Here is a 16,481-nt window from a genome sequence, read left to right as displayed (position 1 = left end):
CCGCAAGGGGGAGATTGGCTATCAGGTCCGCCCCTGCCAATCACCCAACGTTGCAGAATAACGCGCCGTCACAGATGAAAGGCCAATCTCCCCCCATGCGGGGGAGATGCCCGGCAGGGCAGAGGGGGGCGACGTAGAGCGCTGATGTCCCGATTTTAGGATCGCTAGCGAAGTGAGGACCGCGATGGCGAATGAGCATTCCCGAAGCGAGCATAACCACGACCATGGCAAGCCCGACAAGCGCCGTGTGCTGATTGCCGCCGTCCTGACCAGCGGCTTCATGGTAGTGGAGGCGGTGGGCGGCATCCTTGCCGGTGCGCTGGCGCTGCTCGCGGATGCTGGGCATATGCTGACGGATTCCGTCTCGCTGCTGCTGGCATGGTACGCTTTCCATCTGGCAGAGCATCCGGCGACAAACAGCATGAGCTATGGCTTCGGCCGGGTGAAAACGCTGGTTGCCTACACCAACGGTCTCGCCATATTCGTCGTGGGCGCATGGATCGTCTATGAGGCCATCGAGCGGTTCGAGCATCCGTCCGCCGTGCTGGGCGGGCCGATGCTTGGCGTCGGTGTGGCCGGGCTTGCGGTCAATGTCATCGCCTATCTGGTGCTCCATGGCGGCGACAGGGAGAACCTCAATATGCGCGGCGCGATCCTGCATGTGCTGGGGGATCTGCTCGGCTCGGTGGCGGCGATAGTGGCGGCCGTCGTGATCCTCCTCACAGGCTGGTATCCGATCGACCCGATCCTTTCGGCGCTCGTGGCGGTGATGCTGTTCGCCAGCGCTTGGCGGCTGACGCGGGATGGGGGGCGATTGCTGCTCGAGGGAGCGCCGGGAACGGCTGACCCTGAGACCATTGCCCGCGATCTCGAAAGCGCCATACCGGGCGTGGAGGATGTTCACCACATTCACGTCTGGTCGCTCGACGGCAAAAGCAACCTTGCGACCATGCATGTGGAGATAGCGCCGCAGGCGGATGCGGCGGCAATTGTCGCACGGGTCAAGCAGAGGCTCGCCTCGATGCATGGAATCGCCCATGCGACCATTGAGATCGATACCGAGCCCGGCGTGGCGGGGAAGGCGGATCATCACCATGACGGGGTGGTCCCTGAGCGCCGGCCGCGCGCAAAGACACAAATTTCGAAGGGGCAGAAGATTGCAGGACACAAAGACACGTAACGCGGCAATCGCTGCTCTCGTCATCCTCCTGGGGTTTGGCGCACTCTGGATATTGATGCCGCGCATCATGCTGGCGCTCGGCGCGGAATCTCCCGCCTTGGCAGGCGTGTTCGCGGTGCTGTTCGTGCTCGCCTTTTTCGGCCTGTTCTGGCTGAGGGCGCGCCAGCAGCGGAAGTCAGATCGATAAGGCGGCGGTGAAAAGCAGGATTCCCGTCAGCGTGATGAACAAGGCGGCGGCGACCTCGATGAGCGACTGAAGGCGCTGCGACATGGCGCGGCTGCCGGCGATTTTCAGCGCGGCGTTCTTCGCCGTCACTGCGAGCGTCGCAAGCACCGCCACGGTGATGAAAGTGCCGAGCGCCATGGCAAAGACCGAGAGAATGCCGCCGAACACGAGGCCGTTCAGCAGAGCGAAGGTGAGCACGATCAGCGCGCCGGAGCAGGGACGCAAGCCCACGGCCAGGATGGCGGACCAGGCGGTCTTCCAGTCGAAATTGCCTGCAAGCGTAGATGGATCGGCGATATGGGCCGTGCCGCAGGCGTCGCAGATTTCGCCCGAGCCGATGAAACCGTGATCGAAGCTGGCCCTTCCGGACGCCGAGGTGTCATAATTGAGGCGTACCGCACGGTTCGGCGCTGCCGTGCGGGCGCTTTGCGAGAGGGAGCCTTCCCAGGCCGTGCTCGTCGAGGGCGCAGCGAAGGCCAGGCTGGCGGCGGCGACTTCCGGCTCGTGCTTCTTCTTCGTAAACAGCAGCGGCAGCTTGCGCCGCAATAGCCACAGGCCGAAGAGGATGACGAGGACATAGCTCGCCAGTTCCATGTAGCGCGCTGTGTCCTTCATCGAGATACTGGTGCCGCGCAGCACTAACCAAGCCGCGCCGATGACGAGAATCGCCGAGATTGCTTGAAGGAGGGAGGAGACGAAGGAGAGGAGAATTCCGCGCCGCAGCGTGGTTTCATTAGCGATCATGTAGCTGGAGATGACCGCCTTGCCATGGCCGGGGCCGGCGGCATGGAACACGCCATAGATGAAGGACAATCCGATAAGGATCGCGGCCTGCCACGGGTCCTCGCGCATGGTTTTGAGGGCATTGGTCATGGCGAGATAGAAATTGCGCTGCTCGGCGGCAAGCCATTGGATGATATGGGCGAAGGGACCGACCGGCTTCATCGCCGTCTCGCTGGCGCCGATGCCGAGGGAGGATTGGGCCCATGCCTCGCCGGTGATGAATAGGGCGGCGAGGATGGCGGCAATGAAGGCGGGCCTTCTGCTTCGCGATTTCGTCAAAGCGGAAATCCTATTTCCCACACGTAACCTCCAGCCGTGTCGCAAATATCTTGGAGAAATCCGTCCCGGTCGGGTCGTTGAAGAAGGCTTCGGTCAGGGTCGCCTGGTTGGCGGCGATTGCTTCGTCGGGATCGGGGCGCACCACCTTGGACGAACAGTTCTTCGGCACACCGGTTATATGCATGTCGGAGTCTTTGACGTAGTCGATGGCGGTGTAGAAGGTCGGGTCGTAAACGCCGAAGCTGACCGTGTGGCCGGGTTCGAGTTTCAACGGCTTTTCCGGCTTCGATTCGAAGATGACCAGAAGCTGGTTGTCGGGCGGCATATCGGCGATGAGATGCTTGGGCTTTGTCATCGCCACGTCCTTGCCGTCGTGAAGGACAGTCTGGAAATATTTATATTCGGCGAGGGAATCGCTGATCGTCTTGCTCAATTCACCGAGTTCGTGATGGTCAAGTTTCAGATCGCCATTCTTGTCGAATTCCATGATGACCGTCGAGGAAAAAACATCGTCGAAGCGCCAGACATGGGCGAGCTTTTCCACCGTGCCGTCAGGCGCCACGGTGACTTCCAGCCGCGCTTCGGCGAAGACATGCGGATGCGCGACCGCCAGCGAGGGCAGGGACGCCATAGCAATGGCCGAGAGGAGGATTTCCGGGCGGCGTTTGGTCAAGCGGGCCTCACCTTGCGACATGCTGATTCCTTGATTGCACATTCCAATCCCCGAAACGGGCGAAAGTGGGACTGGATCGTTACGCATTTTCCCGTTCCTTGAACCATTTCGCCAGATAGTCCACGAGCACGCGCACTTTCATCGGCAAATAGCGGCGGTGGGGATAGACCGCGTAGATGCCGCCATCCTTGATGGTGAATTCGTCGAGCCCGGCCACGAGCCGCCCTCTGGCAAGCTCCGGCTCCGCGATGAAACGCGGAAGAATGCAGAAGCCGAGGCCCTTTACCGCTGCCGCCATGGTTGCCAGCGGGCTGTTGACCTCCACCGGCCCGCTGACGGGCACGGTCAGGAGCGAGCCATCCGTGTTGCGGAAATGCCAGTTGTTGCGGGAGCGTCCGTTGGTGTCGATGATGCAGGGAAGCTCATGCAGCCCTTCCGGCCGTTCGGGCATTCCCACCTTCGCAATGAGATCCGGCGAGGCGGCGAGGACCGTTTCGAAGGCGGTCAGGCGACGGGCGATGAGCGAGGAATCCTGCAGCCGCGTGATGCGGATCGCCATGTCGAAACCTTCCTCCACCAGATCCACGAATCGGTCGTCCAATCGTATATCGAGGACGATTTCGGGATGCTCGGCGCAGAAATCGATGAGCGAGAGTCCTATTGGGGCATCAGCAAAGGTGCGCGGCGCGGAAAGTTTTATGCGCCCGCGCGTGTCGCCGCTGGTTTCGCTGATGGAATCCTGAAGCGAGTCGATGTCGCGGATGATCTCCGAGGCGCGCTGGTAATAGGTATGGCCCGCTTCGGTCAGCGAAAACTGCCGCGTGGTGCGGTTCAAAAGCAGCACGCCCAGCTCATCCTCCAGTTCGCGCACATATTTGGAAAGCAGCGCCTTGGAGCGGCCGATCTTGCGCCCCGCCGCCGAAAAGCCCTCCGCCTCCACGACATCGATGAAGGCGCGCATGCGGGTGAGCGTGTCCATAAGAAACCTGTTCGCCTGATTGTTCAGTCTTTGTAGATGATTTGGCTTTGTTTGTTCACCCTAAAAAATTTCTAGGCTCCCGGTGTTTTTGTCATTGAATGGACACAAGTTTCACCTTATATCGCGGTCGCCCAAAGTCGCACGTGCCTGTGGGTGTCCGCCGTCCCTCGAATGGTGAGGGTAAACGGTAAGGTACCTGGAACTAACCCCTCCAGTCGATCTCGCGGCCAACCGCTGAAATCGAGGACATCTTGAAGCAACGACGGTGCGGGCCTTTCTGGTGTCTTTCGGCTGTCCAAATGCCGAAATTACTGAAGAGGCACACCTTCATTGCCGGCAGTGCGGATGCGGTTCTCCCAATTCCAAGCCAAGGCAGACAAAGCGGAGTAACGCGGATGCAAGCGTTGTTCCATCGCCGCATGAGCTTTCGCGTGTTTCCAGTATCTCCAAAGTCTGGCAACGCGGCGGACGGTTTCATGCACTTTGTCCACTTGCGGTAGCGATCCGGCGGGGTAGCCGGCAGACCGCAGCCTTTTGCGACCGGCGGCTTGGCCGCCATAGGAGAGACCGATGGCAACGCAGCGCATTATCGATTTCCTCAACACCCGACGCCCGAATGGTCCCTGCCTGGTGGTGGACCTCGATGTCGTGCGCGAAAATTATGCCGCCTTCGAAAAGGCGTTGCCGGATTCGCGCATCTTCTATGCGGTGAAGGCCAATCCCGCGCCGGAGATCCTGCGGCTGCTCGCCTCGCTCGGCTCGTCCTTCGATACGGCTTCCGTGGCCGAAATCGAGATGGCGCTCGATGCAGGCGCGCCGGCGGAGCGCATCTCCTATGGCAACACCATCAAGAAGGAGCGCGACATTGCGCGCGCCCATGAGCTCGGCATTCGCCTCTTCGCGGTCGATAGCGTCGAGGAAGTGGAGAAGATCGCGCGTGCCGCTCCCGGCGCCCGCGTGTTCTGCCGCATCCTCACCGATGGCGCGGGCGCGGAATGGCCGCTGTCGCGCAAGTTCGGCTGCGTCCCTGCCATGGCGGTGGATGTGCTGCGCCATGCCCGCTCGCTGGGCCTCAACGCCTATGGCGTTTCGTTCCATGTCGGCTCGCAGCAGACGGATCTTTCCGCCTGGGATCGCGCGCTTGGCGATGCCAAGGGTGTTTTCCAGGCGCTTGCTGAGGAAGGCATCCAGTTGAAGATGGTCAATATGGGCGGCGGTTTCCCGACACGCTACCTGAAGGACGTGCCGACGGCAAAGGCCTACGGCCAGGCCATTTTCGACGCGCTGCGCCTGCATTTCGGCAACCGCATTCCGGAGACGATCATCGAGCCGGGCCGCGGCATGGTCGGCAATGCGGGTGTGATCAAGACCGAGGTGGTGCTGATCTCGAAGAAGGCGGACAATGACAATGTCCGCTGGGTCTATCTCGACATCGGCAAATTCGGCGGCCTCGCCGAAACCATGGACGAGGCGATCCGCTACCAGATCGTCACGCCGCATGACGGCGAGCGCACGGAGCCCTGCGTCCTTGCCGGGCCGACCTGCGATTCCGCCGATGTGATGTATGAGAAGGCCCCGTATCCGCTGCCCGTTTCGCTAACCATCGGCGACGAGCTGCTGATCGAAGGCACGGGGGCCTATACCACGACTTACGCGTCGGTCGCGTTTAACGGCTTCGAGCCCCTCCGATCCTATGTGATCTGAGCCAGTCGCCAGACCGGCTCCTTCAATCTCGCCCGGCGATGCCGGGCGAGGGATGGCACGCACACATCCTCTTGATTGGTTACGACCATGAACGCGATCACTTCCGAAATCCGCCAGAACCAGACTTTCGTCATCCTCGATGAGGCCGCGCACGATGCGGCGGCGCGTGAGGCGCTGCTCGACCGCGCGATGGGTGAGGGGCGGCGGCGCAAATCGTCGGAGAAGCTGCGGCGCGGGCGCATGCCCTCGGCCGGGCTTGCCTTTGCCGCGCGCGATGAAAACGGCACGCTCACCGGTACCGTTCGGCTGTGGGACATTCGCGCCGGGCGCGATGGCGCGGGGCGTTCCGTTCCCGCGCTGCTGCTCGGGCCGCTCGCGGTCGATCCGGCCTATGAAGGGCAGGGCATCGGCTCGGCGCTGATGCGCCATGCGGTGGCGGAAGCGGCACGGCTCGGCCATGGCGCGATCCTGCTCGTCGGCGATCCGGAATATTATGCGCGGTTCGGGTTTTCGGGCGAGAAGGTCGGCGGGCTGGCGATGCCGGGGCCGGTGGAGCGGCGGCGGTTCCTGGCGCTGGAGTTGCGGGAAGGCCATCTTAACGGCGCGCATGGGGTGTTGGCTGCGACCGGGCGGCGTGTTGTGAGCGAAAAGCCGGAGCTGCGGCTGACGGCGTGAAGTAATGCGCCCACCTTCCCCCTTGCGGGGAAGGGTCTGCGGAGCAGACGGATGGGGGTGGTGACGCTTGCACCACGTTCGTCAACAAAAGCACATTCGTCACAACCCCCATCCGCCCGCTAACGCGGGCACCTTCCCCGCAAGGGGGAAGGAGGGCGCGAGCTGGATTAAATTCTCTCCCGCAGATGATAAGACTTCGGCCTCGTCAGATTGCCGTATCCAATCGCCGACAGCGCCGCGCCTTTGCCGGTGTCCTTCACCCCGGTCCACACCAGCGCCGGGTCGAGGTAGTCGCAGCGGTTCATGAACACTGTTCCGGTTTCGATCCGATCACCCAGCGCGGCGGCGTGGTCGGGGTCGGCGGTCCAGAGCGAGGCGGTGAGGCCGTAGGGGCTGTCGTTCATCAGCGCCAGCGCCTCCTCGTCACTCCGCACCTTCATGATGCCGACGATGGGGCCGAAGCTTTCCTCGCGCATGACGCTCATCTGGTGGTCGACATCGGTCAGCACTTCCGGCGCGAGATAGGGCGAGCCGGGCCGGTCTTCGTCCAGCTTCATGCCGATATGGGCCTTTGCGCCCTTGCGCAGCGCTTCGGCCTTCTGCTCGCGGATGAGGTCAGCGAAGCGGGCCTGCGCCATCGGGCCCATGGTGGTGGCCTGATCCAGCGGGTTGCCGACGACATAGCGCTTCGTCAGGTCGATGAAACCCTCAACGAATCTGTCATACAGCTTTTCGTGCACATAGATGCGCTCGATGCCGCAGCAGCATTGGCCCGTATTATAGAACGCGCCGTCGACGAGGTTTTCCACCGTATGGTCGAGATCGGCGTCGGGCAGGACATAGGCCGGATCCTTGCCGCCCAGTTCCAGCCCCAGCGTCATGAAGGTGCCTGCAGCGGCGCGCTCGATGGCCTTGCCGCCGCCGACCGAGCCGGTGAAATTGACATGATCGATGCGGCCGGAGGCGAGCAGTTTTTCCGTCTGGGCATGGCTCAGGACGATGTTCTGGAATACGCCCTTCGGCATCCCAGCCATATCAAAGGCTTGCTGGAAGCGCTCGCCGACAAGAAGGGTCTGAGCCGCATGTTTCAGAAGAACCGTGTTTCCGGCCATCAGGGCGGGAATGATGGTGTTGATGGAGGTGAGATAGGGATAGTTCCATGGCGCGATGACCATGACGACGCCCAGCGGCACATGCCTGATATAACGACGGAAGCCGGGGCGGTCACCGGCGATAACCGGCTTCAGCGCTTCCTCGGCGATACCGACCATATAGCGCGTGCGTTCCTCGACCCCCCCCTTTTCGCCGCCATAGCGCACGGGACGGCCCATCTGCCAGGCGAGTTCCGGCACGATCTCATCATTCATGGCAAGCAGCGACTCAAGGGCGGCGAGGCAATAGCGTCCGCGTTCGGCTATCGGCATTTCCGCCCAGGCGGTTTGGGCCGCCCGCGCGGTTTCCACCGCCCGTTCAAGCGCGGAATCGCTCAACACGGGCCGCTCCGCATAGATGGACCCATCGACGGGCGAGACGATCCTGATCGTTTCGGTCATGCTCACTTCCTTTTGCACTGACGCAGGCCACGTCATATTTGTTTGCTGTTTATAGAATGGATAAGTTGCGGATAGTCAAAACCTGATTCCGGCACGGCCGTGCCGTCAATCTCCCACAACAAGGAACAGTCATGGAAAAAGCGGATATCGGATTGGTCGGGCTTGGAGTCATGGGCTCCAATCTCGCGCTCAACATTGCCGAACAGGGCTATCGCGTCGCCGTTTACAACCGCACGCCGGACAGGACCCACGAGTTTTATGAAAATGCCGGGGAGCTGAAGGAGCGGATCATCCCCTGCGATACGCTGGCGCAGCTTGCCGACAGCATCCGCGCGCCGCGGCCGATCATTCTGATGATCAAGGCCGGCGAGCCTGTCGACAATGAAATGAAGGCCCTGAAGCCGCTGCTGGCGCGGGAAGACATCATCATCGATGCAGGCAATGCCAATTTCCACGATACGGTGCGGCGTTTGGCAAGCCTCGGGCCGAACGATCCCACCTTTGTCGGCATGGGCGTTTCGGGCGGCGAGGAGGGCGCGCGGCACGGGCCTTCCATCATGGTCGGCGGCACGCAGGAGGCCTATGACCGCATCGCGCCGGTCCTCAACGCCATCGCTGCCAAATATGACGGCCAGCCTTGCGTCGCGCTGCTCGGGCCTGATGGAGCGGGGCATTTCGTCAAGACCATCCATAACGGCATCGAATATGGCGACATGCAGATGATCGCCGAAATCTATGGCATATTGCGCGACGGGCTCGGCCTTTCCGCCCCGGCTATCGGCGACGTCTTTGCGAAGTGGAACAATGGTCCGCTTAACTCGTACCTGATCGAGATCACCGCTAAGGTGCTCCATGCCGTCGATCCTGATACGGGCAAGGCGGAGGTGGATGTGATCCTCGACTCCGCCGGACAGAAGGGCACGGGCCGCTGGGCGGCGATCGAGGCGCAGATGCTGGGCATCCCGGCCACCGCCATCGAAGCCGCCGTCGCGGCGCGCTCGCTCTCCGCCTTGAAGAAGCAGCGTGAGCAGGCGGCGAAGGCCTATCCGCTCGGCGAGGCGGCACTTTCGCCGGCGGACCGCGCGCGCTTCATCGACGATCTGGAGCAGGGGCTCTATGCCGGCAAGGTCGCGGCCTATGCGCAAGGCTTCGCCGTGATGGCGGGTGCGTCGGAGGAGTATAACTGGAACATTCCGCTCGCCACCGTCGCCCGTATCTGGCGCGCCGGCTGCATCATCCGCTCGCAATTCCTCGACGTGATCGCCGATGCCTATGAGCGGGAACAGCCGGAGAACCTGCTGCTCGCGCCTGCCTTCGTGGAGCGCATGGCCAAGGCCTCGAAGCCTTTGCGCAATGTGGTCTCCACCGCTGCCCTCGCGGGCCTGCCGACACCGGCGCTCGGCGCCGCGCTCAGCTATTTCGACAGCTATCGTCAGGTGCGCGGCACCGCCAACCTCATCCAGGCGCAGCGCGACTTCTTCGGCGCGCATGGGTTCCAGCGCGTGGATCGGGAGGGAGATTTCCACGGACCGTGGTCGGATGTGGATTTTCAGGCGTAAGCGTTGGCTGCTCCGCAAGCTGCTGGTGAGGCGGCTTGCGGCTTAGTTGCTACCCTGATCGTTGAGCCTATCGGCCAGCCGTGTCATCAGATCCATGCGTTCATGAAAAATCGCTATGATCAGCGCAGGTGCGTCCTTACGCGACAGGCAAAATACGTAATGATGTTCACAACGCGCCATCCGAAGTGACGGGTACAGCGCGCTCATATCCTTGGAAGCACCTCGGCCTGCAGCCAGGCTCGTAATGCCTTGTTTCAGCGCCGCGATATAGCGGCGCATTTGAGGCGCGCCCCACTGCTTGCGCGTGGATTGCATGATATCGCGCAGATCGGTTTCCGCAGCTTTGGCAAGGATATAACCTGTCAAGCACCCCCCTCGTTCAATTCCTCATCCAAGATTTCATCAATGCTTTTGGTGGAAACCTTTCCTGCGAGCGCCTCTTCGATGCGCATTCCGAGCAAGGTTTTCAGTTCTTGCCAGGCCTGATCTGCGTCAGCATCGCCGGGGAATAAACGTTCCAGCGCGTATTGCTTGATCGTCTTACCCTGCAATGCGGCCAACGCTTTCAAGCTTTGGTGCTGCTGTTCCGTTATGTCGATGGTAAGGCGGCTCATCCGGGTAATCTCCATAAATCCACACATTCCCACATTAGCACAGATGTGGGGATGTGGGTAGAGCGTCGCAAGCCTATTCTCCCAACACCAGCAAATCCCGCGCGGCAAAGCCGATCTTCACCTTGTCGCCGCGCGCAGGGGGCGGGGAGGCGGGGTCGTTGAACATGTCGAGGGAGACTTTGTTCTTGCCGAGCGAGACCCGCGTGCGGATGACGGAGCCGAGGAAATGCACATCCTCGATCGTGCCTTCAATCGTCGTGTCATGCTTGGTGTGCGGGTCGATGGAGACAGCTTCGGGGCGCAGGGCAAGCGCAAGCGTCTCGCCCTTCTTATGGCCGGAGAGGGGCTTTGCCAGGGTAACGCGGTTGCCGTCGAGATCAACGACGCCCTTGTCTGCGTCATCCACCTTGCCCTCGAGAATGTTGAGCGTGCCGACGAAGGAGGCGACGAAGCGGGAGGCGGGGTGGTTGTAAATCTCGAAGGGGGTGCCGACCTGATCGGCGCGGCCTTCATGCATGACGACGATGCGGTCGGAGATCGACAGCGCCTCCTCCTGATCGTGGGTCACGAAGATGGTGGTGATGCCGAGCTTCTGCTGGATCGAGCGGATTTCCTCACGCAGCGACACGCGGATCTTGGCGTCCAGCGCCGAGAGCGGCTCGTCGAGGAGGAGCACCTGCGGTTTCGTCGCCAATGCGCGTGCGAGCGCCACACGCTGTTGCTGGCCGCCGGAGAGCTGGTAGGGGTAGCGCTCGCCCAGATGATCGAGGCGGATGAGGCCGAGCATTTCCTTGACCGTCGCGTCGATCTCCGCCTTGGGCTTGCGCGACACGCGAAGGCCGAAGGCGACGTTCTGCGCCACGGTCATGTTCGGAAACAGCGCGTAGGCCTGGAACACCATGCCGATATTACGCTGGTTCGGCTTCAGATTCACCACATTCTTTCCGGCAATGGAAATGGTGCCCGATGTCGGCGTCTCGAAGCCGGCGACCATGCGTAGCACCGTGGTCTTGCCGCAGCCGCTGGGCCCTAAGAAGGAGATGAACTCCCCCTTTTTTATGTTCAGGCTGAAATCCTTGACGACCGTGTTGGTCCCGAAGTTCTTCTTGAGATGGGAAATGGTGAGGAAACTCATGGGGAACTTTTCTCGATATTCAGCCGCATAATCAGCTGGGGAGCTTGAATTTGTTAAGGCGCGACACGAGCTGGATCAGCGCGATGGCGAGCCAGGTCACGGCGAAAGAAATGACCGCGAGGGCGGACGGCTCATAGGCGCGGTTGGCGCCGACAAGCTGGAGATAGGGGCCGAAGGCCGGGCGGTTCAGGAGCGAGGCGAAGGTGAACTCGCCGATGACAATGGCGAAGGTCACAAAAGCGCCGCTGAGGACGCCCGACATGACGTTCGGGAAGATCACCCGGAACAGGATGGTCGGCCAGCCGGCGCCGAGACTTTCGGCGGCTTCCGTGAGGGTGCGCACGTCGATGGTGCGCATGGCGATGTCCACCGCGCGGTACATATAGGGCAGCGACAAGGTTACGTAGCCGAACATCAGCAAGAGGTCCGTCATCCGCACCGATGCCGTGAAGGGCAGGATCGAAGACGAATTGTAGATGCGCAAGTATCCGAAGACGATGACGATGGCCGGGATCACCAGCGGCATCAGCGTGATGAACTCGACCACCGGGCGGATCTGCGGCAGGCGCAGCCGGATCCAGTAGGCCGTGGGCACGACGAGCAGCATGCCGAAGAGGATGGTCAAAAGGCCGAGGACCGCCGAATAGGCGAAGGTCGCCTGAAAGGTCGGGTCGGAAAAAACCACCCGGTAGGCGTCGAAGGAATATTCGCCGCGCCGCATGCGCAGCGAGAACTCGAACGTGCCGATGAGGGGTACCAGGAAGTAGATTGCGCCGATCGCGAATGCGATCCATGCGCCGATGCGTTGCGCCTTCATTTGAGCCACCTTTCGGCGCGCATGCGCAGCCAGATGTAAAGCACGTTGGACAGGCCGGTGATGACGATCATGCCGAGCGCGAGGGCATAGCCCAGATGCTCATTATGCAGCACGTCGCCGCGGATTTGCGCGTAAAGCAGGATGGGAACGATGTTAAGCGACGAGCCGGTCAGCGCATAGGCCGTAGCGATAGCGCCGAAGGCGTTGGCAAAAAGCAGCAGCGTCGTGCCCATCAGGCTAGGCCAGAGAATGGGAAACGCCACCATGCGCCAATATTGCGCATTGGTCGCCCCCATGATGGCGGCGGCTTCGCGCCATTCCTTCTTCAAGCCGTCAAGGGCGGGCGTCAGCATCAGCACCATCAACGGGATCTGGAAGAAGAGATAGGTGAGTGTCAGACCGGTGAAGCTCAGGAGGTTGAAGCCGGTGGCATAGAGGTTGAAGCCCAGATATTCTCGCAGCAGCACGGTAACGAGACCCATGCGGCCAAGCGTGGCGAGGAAGGCGAAGGCGAGGGGCACGCCGGCGAAGTTCGATGCGACGCCAGAAAAGGTCAGCACCGTCGGGCGCAGCCATGCGGGCAGGCCGCCCTGCACGATCGCCCAGGCAAGGAAGAAACCGATGATCGCACCGCCGATGGCGGAGGCGAGACTTACCTGAATCGAAATCCAATAGGCGCTCAGGATCGTCGGTTGGAACAGATCGGCGATGTTCTGGAAAGTGAAATTGCCGGCATTGTCTCTGAATGCGCCGACGATGAGAAACAGCGTCGGCCAGATCAGGAACAGGATGGCGAAAAGGAAGAATGGAGCGACGCCCAGCCATTCAAGCGGCAGCCGGCGCGCAAGCGATGGCGCGATGGCGGGCGAGGTATGAGAGATGCTGCTCATGGGCGGACGTGCCAATCTTTTAGAGCAAATTGTTGTTTTAAGCCGGAAGCAACATGTGCTCCTCCACCGTGGCGGGCAGGAAAGACGTTGAGGCATGGATTCCTGTGACAAGCACGGAAATGACGGGTTGCTTGATCGTCATGGACGACATTCAACCTCTCGCCTGCACAACAGCCTAGGCTGGGGTAAGCCATCTCAGCCTCCGTCATTCCTGTGCTTGTCACAGGAATCAATGCCGCGACATGCCCGCTCCAGCAACGATTCAGAATGGTTCGGAACGATTCCATCAAGACACTGGGGGATGGGGCCGACGGCTAACGCCGGGCGACGTTACCGCCGCCCGGCGAAACAGCCACTTACTGAACGTTCGCGCCGACGACGCTGTCCCAGTTCTTGGTGATCACTTCGTTCGAAGCCTTCTGCTCGTCGAGCGTCGGGAACACGGCCTTTTCATAGGCGGCAGCCGGCGGCAGCTTGTCGAGGAGGTCCTGCGGCACCTTGCCGTTCTTCACGAGGTCGTTGAAGCGGATCGGGTGGCAGTAGCCCTTGAGCCAGCCGAGCTGGCCTTCGTCGGAATAGAGATATTCCATCCAGAGCTTGGCGGCGTTGGGATGCGGCGCGTAGGCGCTGATCGCCTGGACATAGACGCCGGCGACGACGCCCGACTTCGGCACGACGACTTCCACATTCGGGTTGCCGTTGAGCTGGTCGCGGTCGGCAAGAGCGTTGTAATCCCAGCGGATGAGGATCGGGGTCGAGCCTTGAGCCACCGAAGCGGCCTTGCCGATGACGGGCACGAAATTGCCCTTGGCGTTCAGCTGCTTGAAGAAGTCGAGGCCGGCCTGCCCAGCCTTTTCGCCGGCGGCGGCGCCGGTGGAGAGGCCGGCGGCGTAAACGCCGAGGATCGCCTGGTTCGACACGCGCGGGTCACCAGCGAGCGCGACTGAATTCTTGTACTCGTCCTTCAGGAGGTCGGACCAGTCCTGCGGCGCGTTCTGGATAATGTCCTTGTTCACCTCGAAGGAGAGAACGCCGTAGTAGTCGCCGTACCAGTAACCCTCGGGGTCCTTGGCGCTGTCGGGGATCGAATCCCAGGTCGAAACCTTGTAAGGCTGGATGAGCTTGTCAGCCTTGGCGGTGGGGCCGAAGGAGAAGCCGACGTCGATCACGTCAGGCGCCTGAGGACCCTTGTTGTCCTTGTTGGCCTTGATCGCCTCGATCTCGTCGCCCGAGCCCGCATCCGGGTTCAGCTCGTTGATCTCAATGCCGTATTTCTTCTTGAAGCCGGCGATCAGGTCGCCATAGCCGCACCAGTCATGGGGAAGGGCGATGGTCGTCAGCTGACCTTCCTTCTTGGCGGCGGCGATGAGTTCGGCGGAAGGCTCTGCGGCGGCGATGGATGTGCCGAGAAAGGCGAGAGCGGTCGAAAGAGACAGCAGGCGTGCTGAATACCCAAGCATGTTTAAACTCCCCTGTTTGGAACGGCGAACGCCTTTGGCTTGATCCAGCATCCGCGCCCTCCCGATAGTCCCCTCGGATGACATTTGGATGACAGACGCCACAGCTTCCTGGGCCACCGTATCACGGGGAAGTGAAACATGTTTTATGGGGCTTAGCAATTGATCCTTTTGAGGAAACAGCCGCTAAATCAATATTTCATTACAGAAATACTACCGTTTCATGACGGGCGGAGAGCGTCTGTGACAAACGCGCCGATGTAAAATTTCTTACAAACGCCTCCCGATTTATGGGGATAAAGGGAAAGTGATGGCATTCCTTAATGCCCTCCGCCGCCACCGGCCGGCTTGCCGGGCTTGCGCACGAGGATGGCGAGAAGCGCGAGCGAGGCGAACAGCGCCGTCAGGATGAAGAAGACGTCGATGAAGGACATCAGCGTCGCCTGCTGGCGGACCATGCCGGCGAGGCGGGAGAGTGCGATCGTGCTGCCATCGAGGCCGGCGGCATTGAATTGCGCCGTCATATTGGCGAGCATATCCTCCGCCGTGCGATTGCCCGCGCTGATATGCTCCGCAAGGCGCTCGTAATGCATGTCGGCGCGATCCGATAGGATCGTGTTGATAATGGCGAGGCCGACCGCGCCGCCTAGGTTCCGGGTCAGATTATAGAGGCCGGATGCGCCCTTCATGCGTGATGGCGGGAGGGTGCCGAGGGCGACATTGTTGATCGGCACCATGCAGAGCATCAGCGAGCAGCCGCGCAGGATCTGCGGCAGCAAAAGCTCGTGGAAATCCCAATCCGCCGTCAGCCCCGTCATCGTCCATGTGCCGGCGGCGAAGCCGAGGAAGCCGATCATCATCATCAGGCGGGGGTCCAGGCGGGTCGACAAAAACCCCGCGACGGGCGCCGTCATGAACATGGCAAGCCCGCTGATGAACAGCGTTTCGCCAATCATCAGGGAGTCATAGCCCCTGATCTGACCGAGATACAGCGGATAGAGATAGGTGAGCCCGTAAAGGCCGATGCCCATGACGAAGGAGAACAGCGAGCCGAAGGCAAAATTGATATTGGCGAAAGCGCGCAGGTCCGCGATCGGCTCTTCCGCCGTGAAGGCGCGATAGAAAAAGACGATGGCGCCGATGACGAGGACGATGGTCAGGATGAAGATCGCTTCGTCCTGCAGCCAGTCATTGCGCGGGCCCTCCTCCAGAACATATTCGAGCGAGCCGAGAAAGGCTGCCATGCCGGCAAGGCCCCACCAGTCGAACTTGCTGAAGAGCGACGAGTCGCCCTCATCGAAATCAATGAGGTTCCATGCGGCGATGGTCACCAGAATGCCGGGGAAGACGTTAACCAGGAACAGCCAGTGCCAGGAAAAAGTGTCACTTAGGTAACCGCCGACAGTCGGGCCGATGGTGGGGGCAAGCGTGGCGACGAGACCGATCATCGGCGAGACGACGGCGCGCTTCGATGGCGGGAAGATGGTGAAGGCCGCCGCGAACACGCTCGGGATCATACCGCCGCCGATGAAGCCCTGCATGGCGCGGTAGACGATCATCTGATCGATGTTCGTCGCGGTGGCGCAGAGAATACTGGAAATCGTGAAGCCCGCCGCCGAGACCGTGAAGAGCACGCGGGTGGAGAGCAGCCGCCCGAGGAAACCGGAAAGCGGGATCATGATGACCTCCGCGATCAGATAGGAGGTCTGCACCCAGGAAATCTCATCGGAACTGGCGGAAAGCCCCGCCTGGATCTCCGCCAGCGAGGCCGAGACGATCTGGATGTCCAGAATGGCCATGAACATACCGAAGACCATGGCGAAGAAGGCGATGGTCTTCTTCGGGTCCATACGGTCTTGAACGGCAGGCATATCGGCGGTGGTGGCGGCCATGGGGTTTACTTTCTTAGTTCAGGCGGGACGCCGCAGAACTCCTCCCTCCCCCTTGCGGGGAGGGT

General features: G+C 61.4%; 16 protein-coding genes. 5 read left to right on the top strand and 11 right to left on the bottom strand.

The genetic code is table 11. The annotated features are described in order from the left end of the window. The first annotated feature begins 184 nt into the window (after positions 1–184). Positions 185–1,180 (top strand): cation diffusion facilitator family transporter, encoded by a 996-nt coding sequence (locus ACOWVG_RS06970; protein WP_420960968.1) that lies wholly within the window; start codon positions 185–187, stop codon positions 1,178–1,180. Continuing rightward, positions 1,158–1,367 carry a hypothetical protein gene (locus tag ACOWVG_RS06965; RefSeq protein WP_420960966.1) on the top strand — a complete coding sequence of 70 codons (210 nt, stop codon included), beginning with the start codon at positions 1,158–1,160 and terminating at the stop codon, positions 1,365–1,367. Before ACOWVG_RS06970 ends, ACOWVG_RS06965 begins: the two co-directional genes overlap by 23 nt. Here ACOWVG_RS06965 and ACOWVG_RS06960 read toward each other — a convergent pair. The 3 genes from ACOWVG_RS06960 to ACOWVG_RS06950 are packed head-to-tail and all read right to left on the bottom strand — an operon-like array spanning position 1,356 to position 4,120. Then, on the bottom strand, positions 1,356–2,468 hold the full coding sequence (locus tag ACOWVG_RS06960; protein WP_420960965.1) for a nickel/cobalt transporter: 1,113 nt from the start codon (positions 2,466–2,468) through the stop codon (positions 1,356–1,358). The two genes, ACOWVG_RS06965 and ACOWVG_RS06960, sit on opposite strands and share 12 nt — an antisense overlap. 10 nt (positions 2,469–2,478) lie before the next feature. Then, positions 2,479–3,162 carry a DUF1007 family protein gene (locus ACOWVG_RS06955; protein WP_420960963.1) on the bottom strand — a complete coding sequence of 228 codons (684 nt, stop codon included), beginning with the start codon at positions 3,160–3,162 and terminating at the stop codon, positions 2,479–2,481. A 58-nt stretch (positions 3,163–3,220) separates the two neighbouring features. Beyond that, entirely contained in the window at positions 3,221–4,120 is a 900-nt protein-coding gene (locus ACOWVG_RS06950) for a LysR family transcriptional regulator (protein WP_420960961.1), read from the bottom strand. 570 nt (positions 4,121–4,690) lie between these two features. Between ACOWVG_RS06950 and odc2 the strand changes: the two genes are divergently transcribed. Together odc2 and ACOWVG_RS06940 are read left to right on the top strand one after the other, a co-directional pair. Further along, positions 4,691–5,824: an ornithine/lysine decarboxylase gene (gene odc2 / locus ACOWVG_RS06945; RefSeq protein WP_420960959.1), complete on the top strand. Its 1,134-nt coding sequence runs from the start codon at positions 4,691–4,693 to the stop codon at positions 5,822–5,824. An 87-nt stretch (positions 5,825–5,911) separates the two neighbouring features. After that, entirely contained in the window at positions 5,912–6,499 is a 588-nt protein-coding gene (locus tag ACOWVG_RS06940; RefSeq protein ID WP_420960956.1) for a GNAT family N-acetyltransferase, read from the top strand. Positions 6,500–6,666: 167 nt separating this feature from the next. Here ACOWVG_RS06940 and ACOWVG_RS06935 read toward each other — a convergent pair whose 3' ends face one another. Further along, on the bottom strand, positions 6,667–8,052 hold the full coding sequence (locus ACOWVG_RS06935) for an aldehyde dehydrogenase family protein (protein WP_420960954.1): 1,386 nt from the start codon (positions 8,050–8,052) through the stop codon (positions 6,667–6,669). Between the two features lie 131 nt (positions 8,053–8,183). On the opposite strand from ACOWVG_RS06935, the gene gndA reads away from it, so the two are divergent. Next, a complete protein-coding gene (gene gndA / locus ACOWVG_RS06930; protein ID WP_420960952.1) occupies positions 8,184–9,611 on the top strand; it encodes an NADP-dependent phosphogluconate dehydrogenase in 1,428 nt (475 codons plus the stop codon). Between the two features lie 42 nt (positions 9,612–9,653). On the opposite strand, the gene ACOWVG_RS06925 is transcribed toward gndA, so the two are convergent. From ACOWVG_RS06925 to ACOWVG_RS06895, 7 genes are all read right to left on the bottom strand, one after another. Continuing rightward, positions 9,654–9,977, bottom strand: a complete 324-nt coding sequence (locus ACOWVG_RS06925) for a type II toxin-antitoxin system RelE/ParE family toxin (RefSeq protein WP_420960951.1) — start codon at positions 9,975–9,977, stop codon at positions 9,654–9,656. After that, the gene (locus ACOWVG_RS06920; protein ID WP_420960950.1) at positions 9,974–10,225 is read right to left on the bottom strand and encodes an antitoxin; all 252 of its coding nucleotides are present in this window, start codon (positions 10,223–10,225) and stop codon (positions 9,974–9,976) included. Before ACOWVG_RS06920 ends, ACOWVG_RS06925 begins: the two co-directional genes overlap by 4 nt. Before the next feature lie 73 nt (positions 10,226–10,298). Continuing rightward, a complete protein-coding gene (locus tag ACOWVG_RS06915) occupies positions 10,299–11,360 on the bottom strand; it encodes an ABC transporter ATP-binding protein (RefSeq protein ID WP_420960949.1) in 1,062 nt (353 codons plus the stop codon). A 31-nt stretch (positions 11,361–11,391) separates the two neighbouring features. Next, entirely contained in the window at positions 11,392–12,177 is a 786-nt protein-coding gene (locus tag ACOWVG_RS06910) for an ABC transporter permease (RefSeq protein ID WP_420960948.1), read from the bottom strand. Next, the gene (locus ACOWVG_RS06905; protein WP_420960945.1) at positions 12,174–13,067 is read right to left on the bottom strand and encodes an ABC transporter permease; all 894 of its coding nucleotides are present in this window, start codon (positions 13,065–13,067) and stop codon (positions 12,174–12,176) included. The genes ACOWVG_RS06910 and ACOWVG_RS06905 overlap by 4 nt, the downstream gene beginning before the upstream one ends. A gap of 356 nt (positions 13,068–13,423) precedes the next feature. Continuing rightward, positions 13,424–14,527 (bottom strand): ABC transporter substrate-binding protein, encoded by a 1,104-nt coding sequence (locus ACOWVG_RS06900; RefSeq protein ID WP_420960943.1) that lies wholly within the window; start codon positions 14,525–14,527, stop codon positions 13,424–13,426. A gap of 317 nt (positions 14,528–14,844) precedes the next feature. Continuing rightward, positions 14,845–16,416, bottom strand: a complete 1,572-nt coding sequence (locus tag ACOWVG_RS06895) for a DHA2 family efflux MFS transporter permease subunit (RefSeq protein WP_420960941.1) — start codon at positions 16,414–16,416, stop codon at positions 14,845–14,847. Positions 16,417–16,481 lie beyond the last annotated feature (65 nt).

It is taken from the genome of Brucella sp. IR073 (genome assembly GCF_049065735.1).
In the GTDB taxonomy this organism is placed as follows: domain Bacteria; phylum Pseudomonadota; class Alphaproteobacteria; order Rhizobiales; family Rhizobiaceae; genus Paramesorhizobium.
The sequence above is the reverse complement of the archived record's forward strand: the minus strand, read 5'-3'. Positions and strand labels throughout refer to the sequence as shown.